This is a genomic window from Pseudomonas sp. CBZ-4, assembly GCF_000346755.1.
Classification (GTDB): domain Bacteria; phylum Pseudomonadota; class Gammaproteobacteria; order Pseudomonadales; family Pseudomonadaceae; genus Aquipseudomonas.
On the sequence record NZ_ANNV01000150.1, the window covers coordinates 145499 to 158545 of the forward strand.

Below are 13047 nucleotides of genomic sequence, written 5' to 3' on the forward strand. Positions count from 1 at the left end.
CCGTGAACGCCACTCGCACCCCCGCCCTCAGCGCTGTTGATAGCCGCGGCTTTAACGTCAGGCAGGTGCAGTACTGCCGGTTGCCGGGTGCCACACACAGCCAGTTGCGCATACACCGCCAACACGTCGACGGCGCCGGGCAGGTACTCAGCGAGCACGACCCACGGCTTGGCACATCACCGAGCCAGACCAACGTGTACTGCCTGAGCGGCGCACGCCTGCTCAGCCGCAATGTCGACGCCGGTTGGCAGCTGCGCTTGCTCGGTGAAGCCAGGCAAGTGCTGCAAACCTGGGACCAAGGCGCCAGCCACTGGCAAACCGACTACGACTCACAGCTACGCCCCGTTGCGCGTCACGAGACCGCGCACCAGCAACCCCGGCGAACCCTGGAGCGCCTCATCTATGGCGACAGCTCTGCGCAGTCGGCGAGCCACAATCGATGCGGGCGGTTGATTCATCACTACGACCCCGGCGGTTTGCTGTCTACATCGGACTTTGCATTGGCCGGAGCGCCCTTGAGCCAGGCGCGCAGCTTTGCACTCAGCCTTACTCCTGTGGACTGGCCCGCCGACCTGATACGTGCACGTAACGCGCTGGAGCCGACGGCCTACGACACTGCCTGGCACTACAACGCGCTAAACGAAACGCTGCTGCAAACCGATGCAAAGGGTCATCGCCAGCTGTCTGCAATTGACGTCTCGGGGCAACTCAAAAGCTTGTCCCTGCAACTCAAGCATACTTCGGCTGCGCAACTGATCGTAGGTAACCTTCGCTACGGCGCGAACGGCAGACAACTGGGATACACCACCGGCAATGGCGTCGTCAGTCAGTTCGACTTCGACCCGGCAGACGGCCGCCTTGCGCGCATCCTGGCGATGAAGGATCAACTCGTGCGCCAGCACACGCAGTATCACTACGACCCCGTGGGCAACCTGACCTCGCTGACGGATAAGCTGCAAGCGACCCACTACGCAGCCAACCACCGGGCAGACAACACTCGGCACTTTACCTACGACAGCCTCAACCAACTTATCAGCGCCACCGGCGTTGAAGCCCCTGGAGCCACCACCCAACCACAACTCCCCGGTCTGATTACACCGATTGATCTCAGCCGGCGCAGTTCGTACACCCAGCACTACACCTACGACGACGGTGGCAACCTGACAAAGCTGGTGCACACCAGCCCCATCCCTGGCCAAGGCCATACGCGGGGCATGGCGGTTGATCCCTCAAGCAATCGCGTGCTGCGTTGGAGCCAGGGTGACGACGCCGTCCAGCCGATCCCGATGACCTACGACGCCAGCGGCAACCTGCAGGTGCTGCAACCCGGTGCGCAACCGTTGACCTGGAACCCGCGGGATCAGTTGGAGCGCGTGGTCATGCTGCGCCGTGAGGACGACGAGGATGATTTCGAGCACTTCAACTACGCAGCCGATGGCAACCGGATACGCAAATGGCAGAGCACCCGGGCAGCGTCTATCACCCACATACACAAGGCGCATGACCTGCCGGGGCTCACCCTCCACACCAAGGATGGCCGTGAAGACAGGCACGTTATCAGGCTGCAAGTCGGGTTATGCCAGGTGTACTGCCTTCACTGGCCTGACGGCTCGCCTGCCGGTATTGACCAAGACAGCCTGCGTTTTTGCCTGTCGGACCATCAACAATCCTGCCTGACAGAACTTGACAGTGACGGCCAATTACTCAGCCACGAAGACTATTACCCTTACGGCGGCACGGCCTGCCAGGCAGCGCGCTCGCAGATCCATGCCAACTACAAGACCCTGCGCTACAGCGGCAAGGAGCGTGACAACAGCGGCCTTTATTACTACGGCGCACGTTACTACGCGCCCTGGCTGCTGCGCTGGATCAGCGCGGACCCGGCCGGAACCGCAGACGGCCTCAATCTTTATTGCATGGTGCATAACAGCCCGGTCACCAAGGTGGACAGCCAAGGCCTGAATGCGGAAGTCGCGTACTTGATCGCCGGCGTCTCCGCAGTGGTGGCGGCAGTCGCTGCCGCCGCATCCTATTTCAGAGGGGCCGCGCCCACGCCTGAGCCCGCGCGTCTAACGCCAGGTATCGAGCTGCACCCGACCGAACAGGCGCGACTACAGGACTTCAACAAACAGCTGCCTGCCGGGCGGCCCTCGGAAGTGAGAAAACTCAACGACGGAGCCGTGTGGGCCTACGTACCGAAAAACCTCCAGCACGCGACTGACCTGTCCAACGCCAGTGACATCAACCTGCTGAAACAAATTGCCAAGGGCGTGTTTCCCTCGATCAAACTGCGCGACGCCCCACCGGTCGTAGCGCCGGTCAAAAAAACCGTCGAACCGGCGGCGTACTCACCCTTTGAAGTGGCGGCGACCACCAAGGTTTCCAGCAAAAAAACCAGCCGGATCGCCGCCATCGAAGAGGTCGTGCAACCCGTTGCGGCAGCCGCCACCCGACAAAGAGGCGCCACGATAGACACCGACGTTTTTTTCAACAGCCCCCACTTCCTGAATTGGAATACCGCTCAACAAGAAAAAATCCGAAGCGTCCTTGAGGAGTTCAGCCGCTCCATCTCGGCGGCCAACTACCATAAGTATGGCTACGATACCGAGCAGGATCAGAACATAACCTATCAATTAGGCACCCCACGCACATTGCGCGAAATCCATACCCTGGACGTAACCTCTTTCGAGGGCACCGCTGGAGGTCGTGGAGACTGGCGACTAGTGCTGTACCAGATCAAGGGCGTTTTCTACCCGCAACGCATGGACAAACACAGCGAAATTGTCGCCAGGGCAAGGAGATAGGCCATGGTAGACGGCGCCGACCGACATACCCCCACCCTGACGGCCAACGACGCCAGGGGCTTGGCCGTGCGGCAAGTCAACTATCTGCGCGCCCACGCCAGGCAATCGCCCACGGCCCATATCCAGCGCCAGGAATACAGCCCGGGGGGCTTGCTGGTCAGGCAGTGGGATGCCCGACCCGGCAAATCCGAGCCTGACCTGCAGCGCACCCACGGCCTCTCGGGAGTGCCGCTGTTCACCTGGCACGGTGACTCCGGTTGGCGCATGGAACTCTATGGCGAGGCCGGGCAGGTTCTGCGGCGATGGGACCAGCGAGGCAGCCGGCAAACGATCGAATACGACCGTCAACTGCGAACCGTCGCCCGCCATGAACAGAGCAGCACGCAACCTGCCAGCTTGACCATCGAGCGTTTGGTGTACGGCGACAACTCGGCACAGAACGCCCTGCATAACCGGTGCGGCCAATTGGTCAGGCATCTTGACCCGGCCGGCAGCCTGGATGTCCCTGACTTTGGTTTGGGCAGCGCCCCGTTACATGAGAAGCGCCGTTACCTCAAGACGCTGGACTTGCCGCACTGGCCAGACCTGCCGGAGGCCCAGGACGCGATGCTTGAACCCGCCTTTTTTGAAACCCAATGGGAGTACATCGCAACAGGCGATCAGAGCCGCCAGACCGACGCTCGCCAATATCAGCAACGTTTTACATTCGATATCGCCGGGCAACTGGAACGCCTTCAACTCGTGATCAGTGGCTCTGCGCCGCAAACCGTCCTGGAGCAATTCGATTACCACGCCGATGGGCAACTGCAAAAGCACAAGGCCGGCAACGGTGTCATCAGCAACTGGGCCTTTGACCCCGCCAGCGGGCGACTCATCGAACAAACGGCAGCGAAGGGCACAACGCGGTACCAACACCTGAGCTACAGCTATGATCCGGTGGGCAATGTGACCCAAATCACTGACGCGACCCGCACCACCGAATATTTTTCCGGCCAGCGCATTGAGCCCACGCGTACGTTTTCATACAACTCACGCTACCAACTGATCCGCGCCACCGGCTACGAATCAGCGGGGGCCAGTACCCGCCCCGACTTACCCGACTGGGCCCCGCTCGATAGCCTCGACAGGCTGCGCAACTATACCCAGAAATATGAATACGACCTCAGTGAAAACCTCACGAAGCTAGTGCATACCACCGGCATCACCGGTCAGGGCCATACCGTGGCAATGGCTATCGACGCCACCACCAACCGCTGCCTGAGCTGGAGCCAAGGCAACACGGCGCGCAATCGCACCCTGCACTACGACGCAGACGGCAATTTGCAAACGCTGCCGCCAGCCGGGAAAACCCTCGAATGGAACACCCGCAACCAGTTGCAAAGCGTCGTCCAGATCAGTCGCACAGGCTCAGCCGATGATCGCGAGCACTATGCCTACAGCGCACAGGGCAATCGCCTGCGCAAATGGCAAAGTACGCGCGCCAGCGCGGTGGCCCATATCCGTGAAGTTCGCTACTCGCCTGGCCTCGAAATAAAGCGTGTGGATGATCGTGAGAAATATCACGTGATCCACCTGCACGCCGGTCGTAGCCAGATTCGCTTTCTGCACTGGGTAGAGGACCTGCCCAAGGGCATCGAAAACGACCAGATGCGCTATTGCCTGGGCGACCAACAGGGCTCGACGGTACTGGAGCTGGACAGTGCAGCTGGCGTCATCAGCAATGAAGGCTACTACCCGTTCGGTGGCACAGCCTGGTGGGCGGCGACCTCAGAGGTACAAGCCAGCTACAAGACCATTCGCTACTCCAACAAGGAGCGTGACGCCAGCGGACTCTACTACTACGGCGCGCGCTATTACGCGCCGTGGATGATGCGCTGGGTCAGCCCCGATCCCGCGGGGACGGTGGACGGGCTGAACCTGTACGCCATGGTGAAAAACAACCCGATGAGCTATGTCGACCCCACCGGCCAGGCAAGAGGCCGCCTGGATTATCTGGACCTCGCGCCGGCGCCCTCCCCGCTGCCAGTCAGGCAGGCTGCGCTGTCATCTGACACCTCATTGGCGGCCCACTTCGACACATTCAATACAGAAACCGCGAATATGATGCAGCGTGCCGCCGCGTTTCGCGAAGCAACCCTGGGTACGTCCGGGCAGGAGAAGAAAAACATCATTGCCAGAGAAGGGCTGAAAAATGAAGACAACCCAGACTTACTCCCGCCAAAGGTAGCGCACGCCGGCTACACCAGTTTAAAACATGAACTCGCAGAAAACCTTTTCTTCAACGTGCAAGCCAAGCCCACGAAATTCCCGGGGCTTCGATTTGTTCAAGGCATGAGCGCCAACGAAACGGCAACACGCAAAACCATTCGCCAAACCATGCCAATACCCGGCTTCAATGGCGCAAAAGAGCTGCCCGTCACCCTTGAATCAATCATTGATCGTATCGAGGTCACCGACCTGGACGCGATGGTCACGGGTGTCAAAAAACTCTATGGCCAAACCAAGACCAAGATGCACCCGTTTACCGAACAGCAACTGAGGACCCACATCCAAGACAGCAACTTCCGTCTTCCCGCCCATGCGGGTGTGCCTGGAACCCATGCCGAAGTCCTTGCACAAAACAGCCTCTTGCACCGTTTGGACGCTCAGGGCTCAAGCATCAGCGCTGGGCTGCGCGATACAGCCATGTACACGGTAAGAGTAGAAGCGCCAAACCCTGAGTTCCCGTCATGCGACCACTGCAGCGGGATCGTCTCACCACTGATCTACATGCTGACTGACCGGACACAGGCCAATCGAATGGCGCAATTGCCCATTGCGCCATTACGCCGCAGACGTTCAATTTGACGTGATGCCGGATGCCGTCCACATGCTATGGTGCGATCCCCGTTACCACCTGTTTTCCATAGCATGATGCCGACATCCCGCACGCTGCGCCTGATGCTGTACACCTTGCTGATCGTCGCCGGAGCCATCGGTGCGGCGACACTCGCCACCCGCCACGCCGAACGCCAGGCGTTGGTAGACGACGCCGCCCGCGCCAATCAGCAACTTGCGCTGTACGCCAATTCCCTGCACACCCTGATCGAACGCTACCGCGCCCTGCCCGCCGTGCTGGCGCTGGACTCGGAAATGATCAATGCGTTGAAAGGCCCGCTGGATGCCACCACCCAGGACGTGCTCAACCGCAAGCTGGAGCGCATCAACGGCGCCGCGCAGTCGTCCACCCTGGAGCTGATGGACCGCACCGGCCTGGCCGTGGCCGCCAGCAACTGGAACCTGCCGAGCAGTTATGTCGGGCACAACTACGCGTTCCGTCCGTATTTCAGCCAGACCCTGAGCCAGGGCACCGGGCGCTTTTACGCCGTCGGGGTGACCACCGGGGTGCCGGGGTATTTCCTCTCCAGCGCGGTGGTGGATGAACGCGAGCAGTTCCTCGGTGCCATGGTGGTCAAGCTGGAGTTCCCCGAACTGGAGCGCGAATGGGCCCAGGGCAACGACCTGCTGCTGGTCAGCGACGCGCGTGGCATCGTGTTTATCGCCAATCAGCCGGGCTGGCGTTATCGCAACCTGCGGCCGCTGTCGGCCACCGACCTGGCCGAACTCAAGGCCACTCGCCAATACGACAAGAAACAACTGGAGCCCCTGGAGACCGAGGCGCTGCAGCGCTTTGACGACAACAGCCACCTGGTGCGCGTCAACGGCCCCGACGGCAAGGCCAACTACATCTGGGAATCCCTGCCGCTGAAAGCCGAAGGCTGGACCCTGCACTTGCTGCGCAAGCCGCAGTTTGCCTTTGAGGACCAACGCAACGCTGGCCTCGCCGCCGCCGGTTCGTGGCTGGCGCTGGTGTTCCTCGTGCTGTTTCTCACGCAGCGCTGGCGCCTGGCCCGTTTGCGCCAGCGCAGCCGCGAAGAGCTTGAGCAACTGGTGGAAGAGCGCACCCAGGCCCTGCGCACGGCCCAGGATGGCCTGGTGCAATCGGCCAAGCTGGCGGCATTGGGGCAGATGTCCGCCGCCCTCGCCCATGAGATCAACCAACCGCTGACCGCCCAGCGCATGCAGCTGGCCACCTTGCGCCTGCTGCTCGACCACGGCCGCGTGGACGACGCCTACAAGGCCCTCACCCCGCTGGACGAAATGCTCACGCGCATGGCCGCGCTCACCGGCCACCTCAAGACCTTTGCGCGCAAAAGCCCCAGCGGCCTGCGCGAACGCCTGGACCTGGCGCTGGTGGTCGATCAGTCCCTGCACCTGCTCGACGCGCGCCTGCGCGACGAGTCCATCGGCGTGGTGCTCGACCTGACCCGGCCGGCCTGGGTGCGCGGCGACGCGATCCGCCTGGAACAGGTGCTGATCAACCTGTTGCGCAATGCCCTCGATGCGATGGCCAACACCCCGCGCAAACGCCTGGAAATCCGCCTGCACGCCGACCAGCAACTGTGGCAACTGACCGTCAGCGACAGTGGCGGCGGGATTGCCGAAGAACACCTCAACAGCGTGTTCGACCCGTTCTTCACCACCAAGCCGGTGGGTGACGGTTTGGGCCTGGGGCTGGCCGTGTCCTACGCCATCGTGCACGAACTTGGCGGGCGCCTGATCGCCGGCAACCGTGGCGACGGCGCCGTCTTTACCCTGACCTTGCCCATTGCGCTGGAGACGCCCGACCTATGCTTAACGCAGTGATTGTGGTCGATGACGAAGCCAGCATCCGCACGGCCGTCGAGCAGTGGTTGAGCCTGTCGGGCTTTGAGGTGCAGCTGTTCAGTCGCGCCGAAGCATGCCTGGCGCAATTGCCCAGGGATTTTCCCGGGGTGATCCTCAGCGATGTGCGCATGCCCGGCCTCAGCGGCCTGGAGCTGCTCGCCGAAGTGCAGCGCCGCGACGCCGACTTGCCGGTGATCCTGCTCACCGGTCACGGCGATGTGCCGATGGCGGTGGAAGCCATGCGCGACGGCGCCTACGACTTCCTCGAAAAACCCTTCAGCCCCGACGCCCTGCTCAACAGCCTGCGCCGGGCGTTGGACAAGCGCGGGCTGATCCTGGAAAACCGCCGCCTGCATCAACAGGCCGATCATCGGTCGCAGTTGGACTCGACACTGCTCGGCGTGTCCCGGGGTTTGCAGAACCTGCGCCGGCAAGTGCTGGACCTGGCGAGCCTGCCGGTCAACGTGCTGATCCGCGGCGAGACCGGCAGCGGCAAGGAACTGGTCGCACGCTGCCTGCACGACTTCGGCCCACGGGCGAAAAAACCGTTTGTCGCGCTCAACTGCGCGGCGATCCCCGAGCAACTATTTGAAGCCGAGCTGTTCGGCCACGAAAGCGGCGCGTTCACCGGCGCCCAGGGCAAGCGCATCGGCAAGCTGGAATACGCCCACGGCGGCACGCTGTTCCTCGATGAAATCGAAAGCATGCCCCTGGCCCAGCAAGTCAAACTGCTGCGGGTGTTGCAGGAGCAGAAACTGGAACGCCTGGGCTCCAACCAGAGCATCCACGTGGACTTGCGCATCATTGCCGCGACCAAGCCCGATCTGCTGGATGAAGCCCGCGCCGGGCGTTTTCGCGAGGACCTGGCGTATCGCCTGAACGTCGCGCAACTGCGCCTGCCGCCGTTGCGTGAGCGGCGCGAAGATATTCCGTTGCTGTTCGAGCACTTCGCCCACAGCGCGGGCGAACGCCTGGGCCGTACGGCTGAGCCGCTGAGCGGCGCGCAACTGGGGCGCCTGCTCAGCCATGACTGGCCGGGGAATGTGCGCGAGCTGGCCAACGTCGCCGAACGGCAGGTGCTGGGGTTGGGCGAGCCGGAGCCGGAAGGGATCGAGGCGGGGCAATCGCTGGCGGCGCAGCAGGAAGCGTTTGAAGCGCATTGCTTGAAGGCGGCGTTGACGCGGCATAAAGGCGATATCAAGGCGGTGCTGGCAGAGTTGCAACTGCCGCGGCGGACGTTGAATGAGAAGATGCAGCGGCATGGGTTGGTCAGGGAGATGTTTCTCTAGCGACCTTCAGGCCTCATCGCGGGCAAGCCCGCTCCCACAGTTTGATCTGTGAACACATTCCCATGGGGGAGCTGGCTTGCCTGCGATGAGGTCAGCCGCCATAAGCGGATTTCCGCTCATCACCCCCAATTCATCAGCAACTTTCCGCTCAAAAAAATCCCCCAACCCTTCTAGACCGGGCCTTCATCCACCTGGCACAGCTCCTGCTACAGCCCCAGCCAGGCTGTGCCCAGGCACGCTCCATAAAAACAACTAGATGAAGGATCCTTCAATGGATAACTCCAACACCCTGCCTCTGGGGTCGGCGGCCGCGCCGGCGAAAGAGCGCACCACCTCCAGCCGTATCAAGTCGATCTTCAGTGGCTCCGTCGGCAACATGGTCGAGTGGTATGACTGGTACGTCTACGCCGCCTTCTCGCTGTACTTCGCCAAAGCCTTTTTTCCCGCCGGCTCCTCTACCGCACAACTGATGAACACCGCCGCGATCTTTGCCGTGGGCTTTATCATGCGGCCGATCGGTGGCTGGTTGATGGGCATGTATGCCGACTACAAAGGTCGCAAGGCGGCGCTGATGGCCTCGGTGCTGCTGATGTGTTTCGGCTCGCTGCTGATCGCCCTGACCCCCGGTTATGACACCATCGGCATCGGCGCGCCGATCCTGCTGGTCCTCGCCCGTTTGCTGCAAGGCCTGTCGGTCGGCGGCGAGTACGGCACTTCCGCCACCTACCTGAGTGAAATGGCGACCAAGGAACGTCGTGGCTTCTTCTCCAGCTTCCAGTACGTGACCCTGATTTCCGGCCAGCTCATCGCCCTCGCGGTGTTGATCGTCTTGCAACAGACCCTGACCACCGAGCAGCTGTACGCCTGGGGCTGGCGTATCCCGTTCGCCATCGGCGCCCTGTGTGCAGTGGTTGCGCTGTACCTGCGTCGTGGCATGGAAGAAACCGAGTCGTTCACCAAGAAGGAAAAAGCCAAGGAAAGCGCAATGCGCACCTTGCTGCGCCACCCCAAGGAAGTATTGACCGTGGTCGGCCTGACCATGGGCGGCACCCTGGCGTTCTACACCTACACCACCTACATGCAGAAATACCTGGTGAACACCGTCGGCATGAGCATTTCCGACTCCACTACCATCTCGGCGGCGACGCTGTTCCTGTTCATGTGCATCCAACCCCTGGTCGGCGGGCTGTCGGACAAGGTGGGTCGCCGGCCGATCCTGATCGCGTTCGGTATCCTCGGCACCCTGTGTACCGTACCGATCCTCACCACCCTGCACACCATCCAGACCTGGTGGGGCGCGTTCTTCCTGATCATGGCTGCGCTGATCATCGTCAGCGGCTATACCTCGATCAACGCCGTGGTGAAAGCCGAACTGTTCCCCACCGAAATCCGCGCGCTGGGCGTAGGCCTGCCGTATGCGCTGACCGTGTCGATCTTCGGCGGTACGGCTGAATACATCGCGCTGTGGTTCAAGAGCATTGGCATGGAGACCGGTTATTACTGGTACGTGACCGCGTGTATCGCGGTGTCGCTGGTGGTCTATGTGACCATGAAAGACACCCGAAAGCATTCGCGGATTACCACCGACTAACAGCTGAATGCAGTTCTAAATGTGGGAGCGGGCTTGCCCGCGATAGCGGTGGGCCAGTCAGCATTGACTGATGCTGACACACCGCTATCGCGGGCAAGCCCGCTCCCACAGTTTTGAATCAGGACAGCTCAGCCATCGCCTTGCGTCCATACCGCCGCTGCATATACGACGCCCCCGCAATCATCACCACCAACACCGCCGCCAGCACCGCTGACGAGCCAATCGTGCCGAAATCCAGCCCGCCCTTTTCATGGGGTTTGGTGAGGAAGTCCCCCAGTGTTGCGCCAAACGGCCGGGTCAGCACAAACGCGACCCAGAACAACAACACCGACGAGATCTGCGTGAAGTACTTGAGCGCGACGACCACGGCAATGGTCGAGCCGATCAACAACGCGCCGCCGGCAAAACCCAGCCCCGAATCGTCCGCCAGGAAGTCGCCCAGCGCGGTGCCCAGGGTGTTGGAAAACAGAATCGCCATCCAGTAGAACAACTCCCCGCGAAAGGTCTGCACCTTGTTCACGTTCAGCGAATCACCGCTGAGGTGCCACATGGCGAAGATGATCATCAGGATCACAATCAGGATCATCGACCCCGTGGCGTAACCCAGGCCCAGGGTGCGGTCCATAAAGTCCGACAGGGTGGTGCCGGCCGTGCTGGTGGACAGGATCACGATCCAGTACAGCACCGGGTTGTAGGTTTTCGACCAGAGTTGCGTCAGCAGGGTGACGAGAAACACGCTGATCAGGATCATCGAGCTGAGGGCATAGCCGACATTCAGGGTCATCGACAGCAAATCCCCGGCGGTTTCGCCCAGGGTGGTTGCGCAGATTTTCATGACCCAGAACGCCAGGGTGATCTGAGGAAGTTTATTCATGGGGTGGAAGGCTCCGAGGCGCAGTCATTCAATTGCGCGCAGACTGAACGGGGAGCTGTGAAAAATAGGTGGGCGCGGTATGAAAATTCCATATCGCCGATGGAAATTCTCCGCCACGCCTTGCAGTATGGGCGCCTCATGACACCCGATCGCAGGAACCCCGGCCATGCCCGACGATATTCACTTCTACGAACCCGCCAACGGCCACGGCCTGCCCCATGACCCGTTCAATGCCATCGTCGGCCCGCGGCCCATCGGTTGGATTTCTTCCCACGACCGTGACGGCCGCCTGAACCTGGCGCCCTACAGCTTTTTCAATGCGTTCAACTACATTCCGCCGATCATTGGCTTTTCCAGTGTCGGGCGCAAAGACAGCCTGAATAACATCGAACAGACCGGTGAGTTTGTGTGGAACCTGGCGACCCGCCCGCTGGCCGAGCAGATGAACCAGAGTTGCGCGGCGGTATCGCCTGAGGTGAACGAATTCGAACTGGCCGGGTTGACGCCAGTGGCGTCGAAGGTCATCCAGGTGCCACGGGTCGGCGAGAGCCCGGTGTCGTTTGAATGCAAGGTGACGCAGATTATCCAGCTGCAACGGGCCGACAAGGAGTTGGTGCCGAGTTGGCTGGTGCTGGGCGAGGTGGTGGCGGTGCATATTGCCAAGTGGTTGCTCAAGGATGGCGTCTATGACACTGCCGCCGCCGAGCCGATCTTGCGCGGTGGTGGCCCAGCGGATTACTTCCAGTTGGGCCCGGAAGCGCTGTTCAAGATGTACCGCCCAGGCGCCACAAAACCCTGACTGAAATACAGTAAAAAATGTGGGAGCGGGCTTGCCCGCGATAGCGGAGGGTCAGTTATCACAGCTGTGACTGACAGATCGCTATCGCGGGCAAGCCCGCTCCCACAGTTTGGATCAGTGGTGTTGGTTAGGCTGTGGCAGGAGCCCAGGAAAGCTGGCCTTCTTCGTCAACGTCAACCAACCGCTCCAGCTGCAACGCAGCCGCATCATCGGCATCGGACGCCGTCTTGAACTTCTGTCCATCAAGGATCTTGTGAAAACGCGGCGCGCCCATGCCATCCAGTGCCTTCACGGCGACGGCGGCGCTGTAGCCACCCTCTCCCGGCACTACGGCGGAAACGGCTTCGTGGTGGGCAAATTCTTTACGTGCCATGTTGCAGGTCCTGGCCAATGGGAAGTCGGCCATTCTAACCCGCCAGTTGCAGGTACTCACCATAGGCATGGGCGGCGGATGCATCGGTGAAGGTCTGGAAATCCATGCTGCGGATGACCATGTCGTTCAACAGCTCGGTGAAGATCATCAAGGCCGGCGAGTTGAAGTAGCCGCTCATCGCCTGCTCGCTGCTCCAGAAACCCGAGACCAGCCACACATCGGCGTCTACCTGGGACTGCTGCAACGAGAATTGCAGGCAACCCTGAGCCTGGCGGCCCGGTTCGATCAAACTGCTCAAGCGTGCACCGAGTTCGGTGCTGCACCCGCTGCGGGCGCGGATAAAGGCCATATGGCTCGCGGGAATGGGGGTGGACATGTTCGACTCTCCCGTTGAGAAGTGATGCTCGGCAAACACTGTGGGGGCGTGTTGCCACAGGATCAAAGATAACGGCGCGGGGCCGGGCGCGGTTAGTCGATTCCTGCCGGCTTATTGCACAATCCTGCGAGAAGCGCAGACAGGCGACCTGACCCGCTGGTTTTATGGCCGGCACAGACTCAGTGTTTCAGGCAGATGACAGGCCGCGCGCTTGCCTGATTCACGACTTATCGC

General features: G+C 61.3%; 9 protein-coding genes. 6 read left to right on the plus strand and 3 right to left on the minus strand.

What is annotated here, in order from left to right; all coding sequences use genetic code 11:
* Positions 1-2: 2 nt before the first annotated feature.
* The 5 genes from B348_RS01000000130190 (at position 3) to B348_RS0121285 (ending at position 10391) form a co-directional block, all read left to right on the plus strand.
* Complete coding sequence (locus tag B348_RS01000000130190; protein WP_157356539.1) at positions 3-2804, plus strand: RHS repeat domain-containing protein; 2802 nt, start codon at positions 3-5, stop codon at positions 2802-2804.
* 3 nt (positions 2805-2807) lie between these two features.
* Entirely contained in the window at positions 2808-5651 is a 2844-nt protein-coding gene (locus B348_RS01000000130195) for an RHS repeat-associated core domain-containing protein (RefSeq protein ID WP_017738064.1), read from the plus strand.
* 63 nt (positions 5652-5714) lie between these two features.
* On the plus strand, positions 5715-7490 hold the full coding sequence (locus B348_RS0121275; RefSeq protein WP_017738065.1) for an ATP-binding protein: 1776 nt from the start codon (positions 5715-5717) through the stop codon (positions 7488-7490).
* Positions 7475-8800 (plus strand): sigma-54 dependent transcriptional regulator, encoded by a 1326-nt coding sequence (locus B348_RS0121280; RefSeq protein ID WP_017738066.1) that lies wholly within the window; start codon positions 7475-7477, stop codon positions 8798-8800. Before B348_RS0121275 ends, B348_RS0121280 begins: the two co-directional genes overlap by 16 nt.
* 271 nt (positions 8801-9071) lie before the next feature.
* Positions 9072-10391 (plus strand): MFS transporter, encoded by a 1320-nt coding sequence (locus B348_RS0121285; protein WP_017738067.1) that lies wholly within the window; start codon positions 9072-9074, stop codon positions 10389-10391.
* A gap of 118 nt (positions 10392-10509) precedes the next feature.
* On the opposite strand, the gene B348_RS0121290 is transcribed toward B348_RS0121285, so the two are convergent.
* Positions 10510-11265, minus strand: a complete 756-nt coding sequence (locus tag B348_RS0121290) for a membrane protein (protein ID WP_017738068.1) — start codon at positions 11263-11265, stop codon at positions 10510-10512.
* Positions 11266-11431: 166 nt separating this feature from the next.
* On the opposite strand from B348_RS0121290, the gene B348_RS0121295 reads away from it, so the two are divergent.
* Positions 11432-12064 (plus strand): flavin reductase family protein, encoded by a 633-nt coding sequence (locus B348_RS0121295; RefSeq protein WP_017738069.1) that lies wholly within the window; start codon positions 11432-11434, stop codon positions 12062-12064.
* A gap of 127 nt (positions 12065-12191) precedes the next feature.
* Here the strand turns inward: B348_RS0121295 and B348_RS0121300 are convergent, their stop codons facing one another.
* Positions 12192-12470: a hypothetical protein gene (locus B348_RS0121300; protein WP_017738070.1), complete on the minus strand. Its 279-nt coding sequence runs from the start codon at positions 12468-12470 to the stop codon at positions 12192-12194.
* Between the two features lies 1 nt (position 12471).
* Positions 12472-12813 carry an antibiotic biosynthesis monooxygenase family protein gene (locus B348_RS0121305; protein WP_017738071.1) on the minus strand — a complete coding sequence of 114 codons (342 nt, stop codon included), beginning with the start codon at positions 12811-12813 and terminating at the stop codon, positions 12472-12474.
* Between the last annotated feature and the right edge of the window lie 234 nt (positions 12814-13047).

What these genes read in the sequence shown, in the direction of transcription:
- B348_RS0121275 (WP_017738065.1), top strand. Translation starts at nt 5,715, where the DNA reads ATGATGCCGACATCCCGCACGCTGCGCCTGATGCTGTACACCTTGCTG.
- B348_RS0121300 (WP_017738070.1), bottom strand. Translation starts at nt 12,470, where the DNA reads ATGGCCGACTTCCCATTGGCCAGGACCTGCAACATGGCACGTAAAGAA.
- B348_RS01000000130195 (WP_017738064.1), top strand. Translation starts at nt 2,808, where the DNA reads ATGGTAGACGGCGCCGACCGACATACCCCCACCCTGACGGCCAACGAC.
- B348_RS0121285 (WP_017738067.1), top strand. Translation starts at nt 9,072, where the DNA reads ATGGATAACTCCAACACCCTGCCTCTGGGGTCGGCGGCCGCGCCGGCG.
- B348_RS0121305 (WP_017738071.1), bottom strand. Translation starts at nt 12,813, where the DNA reads ATGTCCACCCCCATTCCCGCGAGCCATATGGCCTTTATCCGCGCCCGC.
- B348_RS0121295 (WP_017738069.1), top strand. Translation starts at nt 11,432, where the DNA reads ATGCCCGACGATATTCACTTCTACGAACCCGCCAACGGCCACGGCCTG.
- B348_RS0121290 (WP_017738068.1), bottom strand. Translation starts at nt 11,265, where the DNA reads ATGAATAAACTTCCTCAGATCACCCTGGCGTTCTGGGTCATGAAAATC.
- B348_RS0121280 (WP_017738066.1), top strand. Translation starts at nt 7,475, where the DNA reads ATGCTTAACGCAGTGATTGTGGTCGATGACGAAGCCAGCATCCGCACG.